At 74.9% G+C, this 16,516-nt stretch carries 16 protein-coding genes; 11 read left to right on the top strand and 5 right to left on the bottom strand.

The features are described from left to right. Positions 1–333: 333 nt before the first annotated feature. Genes ACQUFX_RS28795 through ACQUFX_RS28760 form a run of 8 tightly spaced genes read left to right on the top strand, consistent with a single transcriptional unit; the run spans position 334 to position 9,533 of the window. Entirely contained in the window at positions 334–1,527 is a 1,194-nt protein-coding gene (locus ACQUFX_RS28795; RefSeq protein WP_428963334.1) for a hypothetical protein, read from the top strand. After that, positions 1,514–4,222 carry a sensor histidine kinase gene (locus ACQUFX_RS28790; RefSeq protein ID WP_428963333.1) on the top strand — a complete coding sequence of 903 codons (2,709 nt, stop codon included), beginning with the start codon at positions 1,514–1,516 and terminating at the stop codon, positions 4,220–4,222. Before ACQUFX_RS28795 ends, ACQUFX_RS28790 begins: the two co-directional genes overlap by 14 nt. Beyond that, positions 4,219–4,689, top strand: a complete 471-nt coding sequence (locus ACQUFX_RS28785) for a roadblock/LC7 domain-containing protein (protein WP_067362866.1) — start codon at positions 4,219–4,221, stop codon at positions 4,687–4,689. Before ACQUFX_RS28790 ends, ACQUFX_RS28785 begins: the two co-directional genes overlap by 4 nt. Then, positions 4,686–5,162, top strand: a complete 477-nt coding sequence (locus tag ACQUFX_RS28780) for a DUF742 domain-containing protein (protein WP_428963332.1) — start codon at positions 4,686–4,688, stop codon at positions 5,160–5,162. The genes ACQUFX_RS28785 and ACQUFX_RS28780 overlap by 4 nt, the downstream gene beginning before the upstream one ends. Continuing rightward, positions 5,140–5,886, top strand: coding sequence for a GTP-binding protein (locus ACQUFX_RS28775; protein WP_428963331.1), 747 nt, complete (start codon positions 5,140–5,142; stop codon positions 5,884–5,886). The genes ACQUFX_RS28780 and ACQUFX_RS28775 overlap by 23 nt, the downstream gene beginning before the upstream one ends. Before the next feature lie 39 nt (positions 5,887–5,925). Further along, entirely contained in the window at positions 5,926–6,759 is an 834-nt protein-coding gene (locus ACQUFX_RS28770; RefSeq protein WP_428963330.1) for a hypothetical protein, read from the top strand. A 37-nt stretch (positions 6,760–6,796) separates the two neighbouring features. Beyond that, positions 6,797–9,100 carry an AAA family ATPase gene (locus ACQUFX_RS28765; RefSeq protein WP_428963329.1) on the top strand — a complete coding sequence of 768 codons (2,304 nt, stop codon included), beginning with the start codon at positions 6,797–6,799 and terminating at the stop codon, positions 9,098–9,100. Between the two features lie 37 nt (positions 9,101–9,137). Next, on the top strand, positions 9,138–9,533 hold the full coding sequence (locus tag ACQUFX_RS28760) for a hypothetical protein (protein WP_428963328.1): 396 nt from the start codon (positions 9,138–9,140) through the stop codon (positions 9,531–9,533). A 100-nt stretch (positions 9,534–9,633) separates the two neighbouring features. On the opposite strand, the gene ACQUFX_RS28755 is transcribed toward ACQUFX_RS28760, so the two are convergent. Continuing rightward, the gene (locus ACQUFX_RS28755; protein ID WP_428963327.1) at positions 9,634–10,137 is read right to left on the bottom strand and encodes a GNAT family N-acetyltransferase; all 504 of its coding nucleotides are present in this window, start codon (positions 10,135–10,137) and stop codon (positions 9,634–9,636) included. Positions 10,138–10,342: 205 nt separating this feature from the next. Here ACQUFX_RS28755 and ACQUFX_RS28750 point away from each other — a divergent pair, with 205 nt between their 5' ends. From ACQUFX_RS28750 to ACQUFX_RS28740, 3 genes are read left to right on the top strand one after another with little or no spacing between them, the layout of a single operon-like run. Beyond that, on the top strand, positions 10,343–11,320 hold the full coding sequence (locus ACQUFX_RS28750) for a methionine ABC transporter ATP-binding protein (protein ID WP_428963326.1): 978 nt from the start codon (positions 10,343–10,345) through the stop codon (positions 11,318–11,320). After that, a complete protein-coding gene (locus tag ACQUFX_RS28745; RefSeq protein ID WP_067367318.1) occupies positions 11,317–11,973 on the top strand; it encodes a methionine ABC transporter permease in 657 nt (218 codons plus the stop codon). Before ACQUFX_RS28750 ends, ACQUFX_RS28745 begins: the two co-directional genes overlap by 4 nt. A 20-nt stretch (positions 11,974–11,993) precedes the next feature. Continuing rightward, on the top strand, positions 11,994–12,818 hold the full coding sequence (locus ACQUFX_RS28740; protein ID WP_428963325.1) for a MetQ/NlpA family ABC transporter substrate-binding protein: 825 nt from the start codon (positions 11,994–11,996) through the stop codon (positions 12,816–12,818). Between the two features lie 48 nt (positions 12,819–12,866). Here the strand turns inward: ACQUFX_RS28740 and ACQUFX_RS28735 are convergent, their stop codons facing one another. The 4 genes from ACQUFX_RS28735 to ACQUFX_RS28720 form a co-directional block, all read right to left on the bottom strand. After that, the gene (locus tag ACQUFX_RS28735) at positions 12,867–13,715 is read right to left on the bottom strand and encodes a hypothetical protein (RefSeq protein ID WP_428963324.1); all 849 of its coding nucleotides are present in this window, start codon (positions 13,713–13,715) and stop codon (positions 12,867–12,869) included. Positions 13,716–13,900: 185 nt separating this feature from the next. Beyond that, a complete protein-coding gene (locus tag ACQUFX_RS28730) occupies positions 13,901–14,299 on the bottom strand; it encodes a DUF3263 domain-containing protein (RefSeq protein ID WP_428963323.1) in 399 nt (132 codons plus the stop codon). 169 nt (positions 14,300–14,468) lie between these two features. Next, positions 14,469–15,485: an ABC transporter permease subunit gene (locus ACQUFX_RS28725; RefSeq protein WP_428963322.1), complete on the bottom strand. Its 1,017-nt coding sequence runs from the start codon at positions 15,483–15,485 to the stop codon at positions 14,469–14,471. Next, the gene (locus tag ACQUFX_RS28720; protein WP_428963321.1) at positions 15,482–16,492 is read right to left on the bottom strand and encodes an ATP-binding cassette domain-containing protein; all 1,011 of its coding nucleotides are present in this window, start codon (positions 16,490–16,492) and stop codon (positions 15,482–15,484) included. Before ACQUFX_RS28720 ends, ACQUFX_RS28725 begins: the two co-directional genes overlap by 4 nt. Positions 16,493–16,516 lie beyond the last annotated feature (24 nt).

Raw genomic sequence — 16,516 nt, 5'->3', positions numbered from 1 at the left:
GATCCGCCGTACGTCCGTCCTGATCGGCCGATCGTCAGCCGCAAGAGGTCGTCCGCACAACGTCGGCCGGCGTTGCCTCGCGTGAATTCGGATCACGTGAATTCACGCCTTGGGGTTAATAACCGACCTGATCATGTCATGTCACCCCGACAACAGTACGCACCGTGTCCGGTGCACCCTCTTCGCGTGACATCACTCGAAGTGACGCAAAACTGACCGTGGCAGACCCCTACCAGGGCATCTCCCGTCGATTAGGTTTCCGGTCCGGCGCACGGGACCGAAGCTGTCACACCGTCCCCCGTACCCGAGCGCCGACGCCGGATGGAGACCACCATGACCGTTCCCGCTCCGCGGGTCCGTCCCCGGCCCCGGACACCGGGCCGCCTGTTGCCGCTGCTACTCGCCACCGCGCTGCTCCTGCCGGTGGCGTTCCTCGTCGTACGGGCCCACCGGCTGGTCGACGCCGACCGTTCGATGGCCGAACGGGAGCGCCTCGGCGTCGAGTACCTGCGCGCCCTCGGCCCGGTCACCGACGCACTGGTGGAGGCGCAGACGGCCGCGGTCGCCGGACGGCCGACGTCCCGGGACGCCCTGGACCGGGCGGTGGAGGAGGCCGCGGCCGTCGACGCCCGGATCGGCGCCGAACTGCGCAGCACCGAGCGGTGGGCCGGGCTGCGCGCCAAGCTGGAGGGGCTGCCCGACCGGTCGCTGACCGAACCGGAGGCCGCCTTCACCGCGTACGGCGAGGCCACCGACCTGCTGCTGGCGCTGCACGGCAAGATCCGGGAGACCTCCGGCCTGATCCGGGACCCCGGCTCCGACTCGTACTTCCTCCAGGACGGCGTCGGTGAGGAGATGCCGGAGGCGATGGTGGCCGCCGGCCGCCTCACCGACCTGGCGGTACTGATGGAGCAGCGGCCGGCCGCCGAGCGGGTCCGTTCCCTGGGTGAGCTGGCCACCCTCCGCTTCGCCGCCCTCCAGCCCGCGAACGACCTGGTCAGCAACCTCCAGTCGGCGGTGGACAGCTCGGAGAGCACCGACCTCGGCGCGAGCGTGCTCACCCCGCTCGACACGTACCAGCGGGCCGTCGAGGCGATGGCGGCGGTCTCCCAGCCGGCCGGGCGGGCGCAGACCGTGGACGCGGTCCGGCTCGCCGCCGTCCGGTCCCAGGCGCAGAACGCCGCCAACCTGCTCCAGCCGGTCATCCTCGACGAACTCGACCGGCTGCTGCGGGACCGGGTCGAGCAGTTCGACCGGGACGTCGCCCTGAACGTCGCGGCCGGCGGGGTCGCCGGGCTGCTCCTGCTGGTCCTCGCCGGGAGCGGCTGGGTGTCCCGTCGGCGAGACACCCCGACCGGCGGGGACGCCGAACTCGTCGGGCCGGACGGGGCGGCCGGGGCCGGCCGGTGGGAGCCGCCGACCGTGCCGCAGCCCGGCCGCGCGCCCGCCGCGCCGGCACCGGTGCTCCAGCCGGTGGGCCCGGGGCGGGAACCCGACCGGTGGAGGCCCTTCGATGCTGCTCGGTAGGCTCCGGATCCGGGGCAAGCTCGCCCTGCTGGTGACCATCCCGCTGCTCTGCATGGCCGGGCTCACCGTGCCGGTGGTCTGGGAACGGGCCTCGGTGGCGCAGCGGGCCGACGAGATCGCCCGTACCGTCCACGTCGCCGGCCGGGTCGGCACGCTGCTGCAACACCTCCAGCGGGAGCGGCTGCTCGCCGTCGGCCTGCTGCTCGGTCAGGTCGAGCGCACCGACCTGGTGCAGCAGATCGCCGAGGTGGACGACCGGATCGCCGACCTGCGCGCCGACCTCGGCACCGACCTGCCGGCCCAGGTCGGCACCGCCCTCGACGGCACCCGGACGCTGGCCGAGCTGCGCACGGCGGTCCTGGCCGGGCAGGCCGCCCCGGAGCAGATCCTGGGCGGGTACGGGCCGGTGCACACCGCCCTGATCGACTCGCTGCGGCTGCGCTTCGACGTGGACACCCGTACCTCCGCCGGACGGCAGGTGCTGGCGCTGGACGGCATGCTGCGGACCGGTGAGGGGATGAGCGCCGGGGCCACCCTGATCGTGCTGGTCGCCGCCCAGCCCACCGACCAGCTCGCCACCGCCTACGTGGCGAACATGGCCACCCTGAACACGGAGAGCGTGCGGTTCAGCAGTCTGATCACGCCCGAGCAGCTCGCCCTGGTGGACCTGGAGGCCGCCGCGGTGACCGCCCGGACCAACCCGGACTTCCTCGTGCAGTCGGGCCTCGACCCGGTGGCGGCGACCGCCGGGCTGGAGGTGGAGTCGCTCTACCCGGCCGTCTCCTCGATGATCACCCTGGGCCAGTTCGTCGAGAAGAAGCTGGTCGCCGACGTCACCGCCGAGGTGCGCGCCGACCGCACCGCGGCCCTGTCCGCCGCGTACTGGGTGAGCGCCCTGGTGGTCACCATCCTGGTCGTCGTCGTGCTGCTCGCCCTCGCGGTGGGCCGGGCGGTGGCCCGGCCGCTGACCCGGCTCACCCGCTCCGCCGACCGGGTCGCCCGGGTCGCCGAGTCCGAGCTGGTCCGGGTCGCCGACGACGAGTCCGACACCGCCCAGCCGGTACGCCTCGACCCGGTCGACATCCGGGCCCGCGACGAGATCGGTGACCTGGCCCGCGCCTTCGAACGGGTCCAGAACACCGCCGCCGGGCTGGTGGAACGGCAGGTGGCCAGCCGACGCAACGTGGCCCAGATGTTCGGCCACGTCGGCCGGCGTACGCAGAACCTGGTGGGCCGGCAACTCGCCCTGATCGACCGGCTGGAACGGCAGGAGACCGACCCGGGCCGGCTGGAGCAGATGTACCGGCTCGACCACATCTCCAGCCGGTTGCGCCGTAACGCGGGCAGCCTGGTGGTGCTCTCCGGGGCCAAGGGCGACGACGCGCACGTGGCACCGGTGCCACTGGCCGACGCGGTCCGCCTCGCGCTCGGTGAGATCGAGGACTACACCCGGGTCGACGTGCAGGTGCCGGCCGGCGTCTCGGCCGCGCCGGCGGTCATCGGCGACCTGGTGCTGACCCTCGCCGAGCTGATGGAGAACGCCACCGTCTTCTCCCCGCCGCACACCCGGGTGGTGGTCACCGGGGTGCTCACCGAGGACGGCGCCACGCTGTCCGTGGTGGACCACGGCATCGGCATGAGCGAGGATCGGCTGGCCGAGGAGAACGCCCGACTCACCCGCCGGGAGCGGCTCGACCTCGCCCCGACCGAGGTGCTCGGCCTCTTCGTGGTGGGTCGGCTGGCCCGCCGGCACGGCTGGCTGGTCTCGCTGGCCGGGACCGCCGCGGGCGGGGTCACCGCCACCATCCGGATCCCCCGGTCCTGCCTGGTGGTCGGCCCGGCGGAGCGGACCGACGCCGTGGTCGCGCGGGCCGCCCTGCCCAGCCGGGACCGCCCCGGGCCGAGTGGCCCCTCCCGCCGGCGGCCCGACACCCCGCCCCGGACCGGTCGGGCGTTGGCCGTGGTCGGCGCGGGCCCGGCCCGGCCGGTGCTGGACCCGGCGGCGCTGCCCGACTTCGACCCGACGCTGCTCACCCGGGCGACCGAGAGCATGGAGACCGGCGACTCCTGGGACGCCTTCGGCGCCGCGCCGGCCACCGACCCCGCCGCCCCGCCGGGCACGCCCCCGACGCCCGGTACCGCCCCGGCCGTCGCCGAGCCGGTGCGGGCGAAGGTGCTCCAGATCGCCCCGGCGCCGGGGAGCCGGCCCGGCCGGATGCCCGGGATCCGGCAGCGGGTCCCCGGGGCCAGCCTGCCCCGGACCGCCCCGGTGGTCGCCCCGGTGGACGCCACCGGCGCGGACCCGGCCGCCGCCCGCGCGCTCGTCGAGCAGTTCGAGTCCGGGGTACGCCGGGCGGAGCAGGTCCGGCCGGAGGACGCCCCGCCCCTGCCGGCGGCGACCCCCGCCGTCCGGCCGGAGGCCGCCCCCCGTCCCGTCACGATGGTGCCGGCGGCCGGCCAGCCGGAGGCCGCCCCGCGTCCCGTCACGGTGGTGCCGGCGGCCGGGCGGACGAAGCTGACCCGGCGGGTGCCGGGGGCCAACCTGACCGTCCCGCCGCCCCGGCAACCCCCCGCCCAGCACCCCGGCGACCCGGCCGAGGTCCGCGATCTCATCAACGCGTTCGAGACCGGCGTCGCCCGGGCTCTGCGCGAAGTCCGTCCCGACCGCCGCACTGAAGAAGGAACGACACGGTGACCAGCCCGCACGTACACGAGAACGTCGACCACCAGAGTCATCCCGCCGGCGACCTGAGCCCTGAGGCGCGCACCTTCAACTGGCTGCTGGACTCCTTCACCTCCAGCACGGCCGGGGTGCTGGAGGCGATCGCGGTCTCCTCCGACGGGTTGCTGATGGCCATGTCGGCCATCAAGGACCGCTCCAACGCCGAACGCCTCGCCGCCGTGGTCTCCGGCATGACCAGCCTCGCCGGCGGCGCGGCGAGCTGGTACGCGCTGGGCGGGCTGAACCGGGTCATCGTGGACATGGCCGAGGGGTACCTGCTGATCAGCGCGATCAGCAGCGGCTCGGTGCTCGGCGTGGTCGCCGACCGGTCGGCGAACCTCGGCACCGTGGCGTACGAGATGACGCTCTTCGCCGGCCGGGCCGGCAGCGCGCTCAGCCCGCGCCTGATCGCCGAGTTGAAGAACGCCGTCCAGCAGTGACCGTGGATCCCGCCGGCGAGGAGACGGACGCCGAACCGACGTTCCGGATCCGGCCGTACCTGCGGGCCCCGTCCCCGCTCCCCGACCAGACACCGGCGCCCGCGCCGGAGAGCGAGCCGGCCCGGCCGGCCGAGCTGCGCCCCTTCGTGCTCACCGCCGGGCGGGTCACCGGGGCCGACCCGGCGATCGGGCTGGAGACCCAGGTGACCGCCCGCGCGCCGGGCACGACCTGGGGCGTCGACCCGGTCGCGCGGCTCACCCCGGAACTCCAGGCGATCGTCGCGCTCTGCGTCGAACCGCTCTCGGTCGCGGAGATCTCCGCCCGGACCCGGATGCACCTCGGCGTCACCCGGGTCCTGGTCGGTGACCTGCGCGCCTCCGGCCACCTTGATGTGCACGTCAGTGACGTCGTGGACGCCCACGACCCCGACCTCATCCTGCGAGTGATTGATGGACTCCGTGCGATCTCCTGAATGGCCGGTCCCGCCGCAGGGCGGACTCGCCGCCAACAGCGCCCCCGGCCGGTACGCCCTCGCGGCCGCTCCGGTCACCGGCCGGGCCGTCGCCCCCGTCCCGGACACCCAGCCGCACCGGCCGCCGGGCACGACGGGCGCACTGGCCGGCCGGCGGAACGGCAGGGCACCGATCCCGGTCAAGATCGTGGTGGCCGGCGGGTTCGGGGTGGGCAAGACCACCACGGTCGGTGCCATCTCCGAGATCGTCCCGCTCACCACCGAGGCGGTGATGACCAGCGCCGGCATCGGCATCGACGAGCCCGGCGCCGACTCGGAGAAGACCACCACCACGGTGGCGATGGACTTCGGCTGCGTCACCATCGACCAGAGCCTGAAGCTGTACCTGTTCGGCACGCCCGGTCAGGCCCGGTTCGGCTTCATGTGGGACGACCTGTCCCGGGGTGCGCTGGGCGCGCTGGTGGTCGTCGACAGCGCCCGGCTCGACGACTGCTACCCGGCGATCGACTACTTCGAGCGGGCCGGGTTGCCGTTCGTCGTCGGGGTGAACGCCTTCAACGGCCGGCTGGCCCACGACCTCGACTCGATCCGCTGGGCGCTGGCCATCGGTGAACAGGTACCCCTGGTGGAGTTCGACGCCCGGGAACGGCTCTCGGTGCGGGACGCCCTGCTGGTCGTCCTGGACCGCGCGCTGGACCGGGCCACCCGGGACGGGAGGGCCTAGGCCGGAACCGGCCGGGCCCGTCGTGAAGGAGGCGACGGTATGCGAGGCGATCTGGACGAGACACTGGCCCGGATGGCCCGACGGGAGGAGGCGTTGCGGCGGGCCGCCGATCCGGGCAGCCGCAACGCCGGCCCGCGCCCGGAGGCGGGTACGGGTGGTCCCGGCGGTGCGAACCGCAGCGGCCTGGCGGGCGCCGGGGCCGGGCAGCGGCCGGCCCCCGCCGGTGTCGACGGCACCGACCGGGCCGGCCCGTCCGGGGCGGACGCCACCGGCCCCGACGCCCGCCCCGACGACGTTGCGCCGGACCGGCGCGACCCGGCCGGGACCGGTGCTGCGGACCGGCCGCGCCCGGCCGACGCCGGCCCGCAGCGGCCGGCCCCCGCCGGGGGCGCGCCGCGACCGCGCGTCGACCCGGACCGGCCCGGCACGGGCGGCGGCGGTCTCCCACGGCGGATCCGGGAGAGCGGCCCGGAGACCGTCCGGGGCACCGCGAGCGCCACCGACCGCCGCCCGGGCGCGTCGGCCGGCGTCGCCGCCGGGATCACCCGCGCCGTCGGCCCGGCGGGCACGGACCCGGTGCGCGCGGTCGCCGAGGCGGTCCGCCGGGTGGTCGCCGAGCATCCCGGCGTCGCGGTGACGCTGCGGGTGGAGCACGACGGGCAGGCGTACCCGCTGCGGGTGGGCTGGTCCGCCGGGACGGTGACGGTCCGCGCGGAGGCCGAGGCGGTCCCCCCGCCGGTCCGGCCGATGTCGGTGCGGACCGTGCCGGAGTGGCCGACCGGACCGGACGGGACGAACCCGGACCCGGCGGCCCGGCTGGCCGAGATGATCCGGCGCGACCCGTCCCTGCTGCACGGTGACCCGACCCCGTGACGAGGCAGGACGTGCTTCCGGCGGCTACTGTCGGGCGGTGGCGCAACCCGACCTGACCCTGACCGCGAGCCTGCGACCGGCGGCGCTGGACGCCCGCCGGGGCATCGTCCGACTGCACCCCGAGGTCCTGACCGCGCTGGCGCTGCGGCCCGGCGACCCGGTCCGGCTGGCCGGCCGGCGCACGACCGCCGGCATCGCGGCGCGAGCCGAACCGACCGCCAGCCCGGCCCTGCTCTACGCCGACGACCTGATCCTGGGCAACCTCGGGGTCCGGGACGGCGGGCAGGTGACCGTGAGCCCGCTGCCGGTGACCGCCGCCCGGCGGGTGACGGTCACCGGCCCGGCCGAGATCGTCGCGGTGGTCTCCCCGGAGATGCTCCGGCTGGCCCTGCTCGGCAAGGTGGTCACCGCCGGCGACGACGTCTCGCTGCTGCCGCAGGACGTGCTGCCGGACGCCTCGGCCCGCACGCTGGTCGAGGCCGCCCGGCGCAGCCTGTCCAACACCGTCGGGTACGCCTGGACCAGCACCCTGCTCACCGTGGTCGCCGCCGAGCCGGAGACCGGTTCGCTGGTCACCATGGACACCGTGGTCGGCTGGGAACACGGCCAGGTCACCCACGGGCCCACCGGCCCGGCACCGGGCGCTTCGGCGCGGATCGGTGGGCGGGGCGGGCCGACCGGTGGCCGCCCCGGCGGACCGGTTGCCGGGGCCACGGCCGGGCCGGGCCGGTACGCCCCGACGGAGCCGGACGGCGGGCCGGACGCGGCGGCGGAGTGGACGCCCTCCGTCGACGACCTCCCCGGGCTGCGGGCCCAGGCCGAGCAGCTCACCGAACTGCTGGACCTCGGGTTCCACCACCGGGAGGTGCTCGGCCGGCTGGGCACCACGGTCTCGCTCGGCGTGCTGCTCAGCGGGCCGGCCGGGTCCGGCAAGTCCGCGCTGGTGCGGGCGGTCGCCGCCGGGGTCCGGGCCCGGGTCCGCCCGGTCTGGGCCCCCGAGGTCGCCGCGCTGAGCAACCAGGCCGCGGCGGAACGGCTGCGCGCGGTCGTCGCCGAGGTCACCGCCGACGGGCCGGCGGTGCTGCTGGTCACCGACGTGGAGGCGCTGGCCCCGGCGGACGAGCCGGGACCGGTGGCCACCGTGTTCCGGCAGATGCTCACCGACCTGCTCCGCTCCGGCGTGGCGGTGGTCTGCACCACCGGGCGGCCGGAGGCCGTCGACCCGGCGCTGCGCGCCCCGGACCTGCTCTCGCTGCGGATCACCGTGCCGCTGCCGGACGCCGCGCTGCGCCGCGAGCAGTTGGCCGTGCTGACCCGGCAGGTGCCGCTCGCCGACGACGTCCGGCTGGACGAGGTCGCCGGGCGTACCCCGGGCTTCGTCGCCGCCGACCTGGCCGCGCTGGTCCGTGAGGCCGGGGTGCGGGCGGCGCTGCGGCAGAAGACCGAGGCCACCCCGACGGTGGCGATGGCCGACTTCACCGCCGCGCTGGAGGTGGTCCGCCCCACCACGATGGCCTCCTCGACGCTGGAGGTCGCCAAGGTCACCCTGGACGACGTCGGTGACCTGGTGGAGGTGAAGCAGACGCTGACCGAGTCGGTGCTCTGGCCGCTGACCTACCCGGACACCTTCGCCCGGCTCGGCGTGCAGCCGCCCCGGGGGGTGCTGCTCTACGGCCCGCCCGGCTGCGGCAAGACGTTCCTGGTCACCGCGCTGGCCGGCACGGGTCGGGCGAACGTGCTCTCGGTGAAGGGCGCGGAGCTGCTGTCGAAGTGGGTCGGCGAGAGCGAGCGGGCGGTCCGGGAACTGTTCCGCCGGGCCCGGGAGGCCGCCCCCACCCTGGTCTTCCTGGACGAGGTGGACGCCCTCGCCCCGACCCGGGGTCAGGCCACCGACGGGGGCACCACCGACCGGGTGGTCGCCGCCCTGCTCACCGAGCTGGACGGGGTGGAGTCGCTGCGCAACGTGGTGGTGATCGGGGCGACCAACCGCCCGGACCTGATCGACCCGGCCCTGCTGCGCCCCGGCCGGCTGGAGCGGCTGGTCTACGTGCCACCGCCGGACGCCGAGGCCCGCACGGAGATCCTCAAGGCCGCGTCGCGCAACGTCCCGCTGGCCGACGACGTCGAGCTGCCCGCGCTCGCCGAGGAGCTGGACGGCTTCTCGGCGGCGGACTGCGCGGCGCTGGTCCGGGAGTCGGCACTGGCCGCGATGCGGGAGTCGCTGACCGCCGCCACGGTCACCGCCGAGCACGTCGCCACGGCCCGTCGCCGGGTCCGCCCGTCCCTGGACCCGGACCAGGTCGCCTGGCTGGCCGCGTACGCGGAGAAGCACGCTCCCTGACCTGGGCATGTCGTACCCGGCGGTTACCGTCCCCGCCATGATGGAACGACCCACGCTGCGGTGGCGACGCGCCGCCGAGGAGCAGGCCGTCGCGGTCTCCGCCGGCCTGCTCACCCCCGAGAAGGCGTACGCCGGGCGGCTCTGGCCGGCGGAGTTCGTGGCCGCCGCCGACGCCACGCTGACCCGGTTCGACGCCGACCTGCGGACGCTCGACCCGGCCTCCGACGAGCAGGCCTGGGCGGCCGTCGAGCGGGTGGTGACCGCCCTCAACGACGTCAACGACGAGCACGGGCGGATCGAGACCAGCGAGCGGGAGGCGTTCGCCGAGTACATCGACGCCGCCCTGCACGAGGCCGGGGTCGACGTGGCGGCGCTCACCGCACGGCGCGACCTCGACCGGTCGGAGCTGACCGACCAGTGGCGGGACTGGTAGGCGGTCCCGCCCACCGGGCCCCGAGGAGACACCTCCGGGTCCGTCGGCAGTTTCGCCGGCCGCCCGCCGGCCGCCCGTCCGCAGGGCAGCGGGACCGGTGTCAGGCCTGCGGGGTGTCCAGGGAGATCTCGGCGACCACCCGGTCGCCGTCCTCACGGATCTTCGCGCCGAGCTTGCGCAGGACCGACAGCGCACCGGCGTTCCGCGCGGTGGTCTGCGCCACGACGGTGTGCATCCCCACCGCGGCGGCGGCGTTCAGCAGTTCCCGCAACGCCGCCGCGCCGAGCCCCTGACCACGCGCGGACCGGCCCAGCCACATGCCGGCCTCCACCGTGCCGGGCTCGTCCCGCCGCGCCATCCGGACCATCCCGACGACCTCGTCACCGACGAGGATCGCGTACATCTGGGTCCCGGTGGGGCCGGGCAGCCCGCCGAAGCTGTCCCGGTGGAACGCCCGGAACGCCTCCCGCCGGGCGTGCGACCACCCGGCGGGCGCGTCGACCGGGGGCATGACGTCGTCCGGCTCCGCTTCGGCGACCGCCACCGAGAGCAGGGGCTCCAGGTTCCGCTCGTCCACCGGCTCCAGCCGGACCGCACCCGCCACGTGCCGCAGTCTGCCCGCCGGGCCGGCCACCGTCCACCCCAATGCCGGGCGTCTGCCGGTCCGGTCGGGCGTTACGGCCGGTCGGCCCAGCCGTGTTCCACCTCACCAAGGGCTGTCAAAAGCCGAAACACCGATTAACCTACTTACCCGCTAGACAATATCGGGAGTCATGCCCTCCCCGGAAACAAGCCGACAGGGACCCAACGTGATCGAACTGGACGGACTACGCCGGACGTACCGCGCCAAGGGGCGCTCGGTCGTCGCTGTCGACGGCGTCAGCCTCTCCGTCCGCGCCGGTGAGGTCTTCGGCGTGGTGGGCCGCAGCGGAGCTGGCAAGAGTACCCTCCTGCGCTGCGTCAACCTGCTCGAACGGCCGGATGAGGGCAGCGTCACGGTCGACGGGGTCGAGCTGACCGCGCTGGGCGGGGCCCGGCTGCGCGCCGCCCGGCAGCGCACCGGCATGGTGCACCAGCACTTCGCGCTGCTCAGCTCCCGTACCGCCGCCGGGAACGTCGCCTTCGCGCTGGAGGTGATGGGGGTACCCCGCGCCGAGCGCGGCCGGCGGGTCGCCGAGCTGCTCGACCTGGTCGGGCTGACCGACCGGGCCGACGCGTACCCGGCGCAGCTCTCCGGCGGGCAGAAGCAGCGGGTGGGCATCGCCCGCGCGCTGGCCGGACGGCCCAAGGTGCTCCTCTCCGACGAGGCCACCTCGGCGCTCGACCCGGAGACCACCCGGTCGATCCTCGGCCTGCTCCGCGACCTCAACCAGCGTCTCGGGCTGACCATCCTGCTGATCACCCACGAGATGGACGTGGTGAAGCGGCTCTGCGACTCGGTGGCGGTGATGCGCGACGGCCGGATCACCGAGTCCGGGCCGGTCACCGAGCTGATCGCCCGCCCCGGCTCGGAGCTGGCCGCCGAGCTGTTCCCGCTCGGTCCGCCGCCGGCGCTGCCGGACACCACCGTCGTCGACGTGACGGTCACCGGGTCGGGCAGTTCCTTCGTCGCCGACCTCGCCCGCCGCTTCGACCTGGACGTGCAGATCGTCAACGGCACCGTGGAGCAGCTCGCCGGTGGACGCGCCGGGCGGCTGCGCCTGGCCCTGCCCGGAGACGCCGAGCGGACCGCACCGGCCGTCGCCCACCTGCGCGCGGCCGGACTCACCGTGGAGGTGCCGGCATGATCGCCGACGACCTGGTCGAGCTGCTCTGGCAGGGGCTGCGCGAGACCGCGTACATGGTGGGGGTGGCGTCCCTGCTCGCGGCGGTCGGCGGGCTGCTGGTCGGCGTCGCCCTGGTGCTCACCGGGCCGGGCGGCCTGCTGCCGGCGCGGCCGGTGAACGCCCTGCTCGGCCTGGTGGTCAACATCGGCCGTTCACTGCCGTTCATCATCCTGCTGGTCGCGATCATCCCGTTCACCCGGGCGGTGGTCGGCACCACCATCGGCACCACGGCGGCCATCGTGCCGCTGACGGTCAGCGCGATCCCGTTCTACGCCCGGATCGTGGAGACCGCGCTGCGCGAGGTCGACCGGGACGTCATCGCCGCCGCCCACGCGATGGGCGCCAACCGGCGGCAGATCGTCGGGAAGGTGCTGCTCCGCGAGGCCCGGCCCGGCCTGGTCGCCGGGCTCACCCTCACCGTGGTCGCGCTGATCGGCTACTCGGCGATGGCCGGGGTGATCGGCGGGGGCGGCCTCGGCGACCTCGCCCTGCGCTACGGCTACCAGCGTTTCGAGAACGACATCATGATCGCCACGGTGGTGCTCCTGGTGGCGTTCGTCCAACTCGTCCAGATGGTGGGTGACGTGATCACCCGCCGGCTGGCGCACCGATAACCAGAAGGAAGGCATCCATCGTGCGACGCATCACCGCAGTACTCGCCGCGACCGCGCTCGTCCTGGGCCTCGCCGCCTGCGGGTCCGACACCGACGAGAGCGGCGCCGCCGCCTCGCCCGACGCCACGCTCAAGGTCGGGGTCAGCCCGGTGCCGCACGGCGAGATCCTCACCTACATCAAGGACAACCTGGCCGAGCAGGCCGGGCTGAAGCTGGAGATCGTCGAGTTCACCGACTACGTCCAGCCGAACCGGGCGCTGGAGGAGAAGCAGCTCGACGCCAACTACTTCCAGACCGTGCCGTACCTGGAGACCGAGAAGCAGGCCAAGGGGTACAGGTTCACCGCGCTCTCCCCGGTGCACATCGAGCCGCTCGGCCTGTACTCGAAGAAGGTCACCTCCCTGGAGGCGCTGCCGGAGAAGGCCGTGGTGGCGATCCCGAACGACCCGACCAACTCCGGCCGGGCGCTGAACCTGCTCGCCCAGCACGGCGTCATCACGCTGAAGGAGGGGGCGGGAACCTCCGCCACCCAGCGGGACGTCGCCGACAACCCGAAGCAGCTCCAGTTCCGGGAGCTGGAGGCGGCCCAGCTTCCGCGCAGCCTCGACGACACCGACGCCTCGGTGATCAACGGCAACTACGCCATCGAGTCCGGCCTGAAGCCGGCCACCGACGCGCTCGCGCTGGAGAAGGCCGAGAACAACCCGAACGCCAACCTGGTGGTGGTCCGCGACGGCGAGCAGAACGACCCGCGCGTGGTGAAGCTGGAGGAGCTGCTGCACTCCGCCGAGGTCAAGAGGTTCATCGAGGAGAAGTACCAGGGCTCGGTCCTGCCCGCGTTCTGATCCCGACCGAGCCGGCCCGGTCCACCCGGGCCGGCTCGGGGGACGCCGTCACCCGGTCGGTGGGAACTCGCAGAGCACCGCCGACGCGTCGTCGGAGCGCTTGTGCCGGCGGAGCCGCTCCGGATGGTCCCGCTCGGCGGCCCGGACCCGGTCGATGAGCGCGCCCGGCCCGTCCCGGGTGACCAGGTCCAGCAACCCGGCCCAGTCGACGAGCCCGAACTGCTCCACCGCGCTGGAGGCGCCGTCGCTGAGCAGCACGGCCCGCCGTACCGCGCCGGGGCCGTGCAGCGGAAGGGTGCCGGTCACCGCGTGGTACGCGGCGTCCGGGTCGGCGGCGGCCACCCAGTACCCGTGTGTCCGGTTCATCCGCTCCCGCTGGACACCCACCGCCCGCCGGAACCGGGTGGCCTCGTCCCCCACGCCGGCCGGCACGGTCTCGGCGATCCGGCGCAGGTCGGCGAGCGCGTCGGCCAGCCGGTCGTCGGTCACCACCCGGACCTGCCCGCCCGCCTCCAGCACCAGCGGGCTGTCGCAGAGCACCAGGTGGTCCACCTGGCCGGGGCCGCAACGGAGCAGGCAGACCGTCGCGGACGGGGTGCCCGGATGGTCGAGGTCGCACTGCCCGCCGTGGTCGGCCCGGACCGCGAGGATCGCCGCGGCCAGGTTGCTCATCAGCGTCGCCGCCGGCCGGGCCGCCGCGGCCAGCCCGATCCGGGCCGCGAGGTGCCGGACGTACCACTGCGGGCCGTGGACGCACCCGGTCTCGAAACCCTCCGGTACGGTCGCCCCGTCGAGGACCCCGACCAGCGGGCCGAACTGGAACACCAGGTCCTCGTTGACCGGCCGGCCCGGGGCCGGCGCGGAGGCGGAGCGTACCCGCATCACGGGGGTGTCCACGACGGCCCGCACCGGACGCGCGGCCCCCGCCGCACCCGTCGCCGGGCGTCCCCGGTCGCCCGCAGCCGCCATCCCCCGTCGCCTCCCCACGCTCGCACCCGTCACCGCCGCCGGACCGGACCCGCCTACCCGGTCCGTCCGACCCCATGCCCGCACCGCCAACTCCGGTGCGGGACCGCCGGCGGTCAGCGCCGGCGGTTGCGGGCGCGCGAGGAGCGCAGCCGGCGGAGCCGGCCGATCAGCAGCGGCTCGGCGGCGAGCGCGGCCGGATTGTCCAACAGGGCGTTCAGCAACTGGTAGTAGCGGGTCGCGGAGAGCCCGAAGGTGTCCCGGATCGCCTGTTCCTTGGCCCCGGCGTGCCGCCACCACTGCTGCTCGAAGGCGAGGATGCCGCGCTCCCGCTCGGTCAGCCCCGCCCCCGGCGCGGACGCCCCGGCGGTTCCGTCCCCGGCCGGCTCGCTTTCGGCCGGCTCGGTCCCGGCTGCGGGTGCGGTACGCGGTGGCGCGACCTGTTCCGTCTCGGGTGCGGTACGCGGCGGCGGGACGCTGATTCCGGTGGTGGGAGCGGCGTCGGGCTGCTGCATGGCGCTCCTCGCTCGGACGCGGCGGCACGGCGGGGCCGACCGGGGATGACCAGCGTAACCAGGCCCGACGCGGGACGCATCCGTCGCCGTGGTGGCTGACGTCACCGCCGGGTACGGCGACGGGCCCCGGTCGGTACCGGGGCCCGTCGGTGGCCGGTGCCGGGGCGCGTCAGGAGATGTCCCGTCGCCGCATCGCCCAGACCGCCGCGCCGAGCACCAGCACCACGCCGGCGCCGAAGAGCACCGCCGACTGCCCCCACGTCACGTCGTAGGTGGCCGGCTGGCACTGCCCGCTGAAGTCGCTGACACAGCTCCGCCACTCCTGGAGGGTGACCTTCTGCTGCATCCAGGCCAGGGCGTACGTCGGCATCAGCCAGCGCTCGACGAAGGCCACGTTGGCCATGGAGAGCAGGATGCCGACGCCGAACTGGCCCACCACCGCCAGCGCGATCGCGCCACCGAGCGCCATGGCGGTGTGCCGGCCCAGCGAGGCCAGCCCGAACCCGACCACCGCCACGGTCAGCACCAACGCCAGCCCGCGCAGCCCGGTCAGGGCGAACGACTCCCAGACCCCGGGGGTCATCCGCTCGGTGCTGCCCCGCAGGACGGCGGTGAGCCACAGCCCCCCGGTCCAGAGCAACCCGGCGGAGACGGTCACCGCGACCAGTCCGGTGACCAGCGCCGCCAGCTTGGTCAGCAGCACCCTCACCCGTCGGGGCCGCCAGAGCAGCAGGTTCATCATGCCGCCGGTGCTCCACTCCGCCCCGACGAAGCTGGCGCCGACGACGAACGCGATCAGGGCCAGCACCGCGGTGAACGCGACCAGCATCTCCTCGAAGCCGTTCCGGAAGTCGAAGGTGGCGGGGAGGAACCACTCCGCCTCGATCTGGTCGCGCGGCGGCGGCACGATCTCCGCACAGTCCGTCGGGTACCGGCCGTCGTCCGTCACCCCGGCGGCCCGGTCCCGCTCGCAACTGGCCCGTTCCCGCTCGGCCCAGCGCACCTGCTCCTGGTGCTGCTGGTCGGCCTGCCGCTCGGCCGCCGCCCACTGCTCCGGGCCGATCTTCTCGTTGGTGGCGAAGAGGCCGGCCACCACCAGCGCGAGGACCAGCAGGCCCAGCAGGGTCATGTAGCGGGTGAAGCGCCGCTTGACGAGCCGGCGCAGCTCCGTACGGTAGAGGCTCACGCGCCCCACCCTCCTCCGGTGGTCTCGGGCCGGGCCGCCCCGCCCACCCGGGCGGACTCGTCGACCTGGCGGTGCTGGCCCGGTACGGGTGCGGTGGCGGTGAGTTCGAGGAAGACGCTCTCCAGGTCCACGGCGACCGGGGCAAGTTCGCTGACGTACAGGCCGTGCTCGGCGAGCAGCCGACTGACCACGGCCGGCTTGTCGACGTCGGCGAGCATCAGGTGGTCGGGGTACGGGGTCACCTGGAGCCCGGCCCGGGTGAGGGCGTCGGCGGCGGCCGGCAGGTCGGTGGCCGCCTCCAGCCGGACCCGGACGGCGCTGCTGGCGTGCTGCGCCAGCACCTGCTCGACGGGGCCGAAGGCGACCCGGCGGCCCAGCGAGATGATGGTGACGGAGTCGCAGATGAGCTGGATCTCGCCGAGGATGTGGCTGGAGAGCAGCACGGTCATCCCGGACTCGGCGAGGGTGCGGGTGAGGGTGCGCATCTCCCGGATGCCGCCAGGGTCCAGCCCGTTGGCGGGCTCGTCCAGGATGAGCAGCTTCGGGTTCTTCAGCAGGGCCGACGCGACCGCGAGCCGCTGCTTCATGCCCAGCGAGTACGTCTTGACCCGCTCGCCCGCGCGGTCGCGGAGCCCGACCAGTTCGAGCACCTCGTCGACCCGCTGCCGGGGCACCTCCCCGGCGCTGGCCAGCAGGGACAGCGTGTCCCGGGCGGTGAAGTGCGGGAAGAACTGCGGGCTCTCCACGATCGCCCCGACCTGGGGGGCCACCGTGGGCAGGGCGGCCGGCACCTCGTGCCCGAGGATGGCCATCCGCCCGCCGTCGGACCGGATCAGGCCGAGCAGCGTCCGCAGGGTGGTCGTCTTGCCCGAGCCGTTGGGCCCCAGGAAGCCGTGTACCTGACCGGCCTCGACCCGCATGTCGAACCCGTCGAGCGCGTTGCGGGTACCGCGCCGACGACTCCGGTACGTCTTGCGGAGACCCGCTATCTCCAGGACAGCCGTCAAGGCTGCACCTCCCCCGATGGAATG

Source organism: Micromonospora fluostatini (genome assembly GCF_050410825.1).
Classification (GTDB): domain Bacteria; phylum Actinomycetota; class Actinomycetes; order Mycobacteriales; family Micromonosporaceae; genus Micromonospora; species Micromonospora rosaria.
This window is presented reverse-complemented; position numbering and strand designations above follow the sequence as displayed.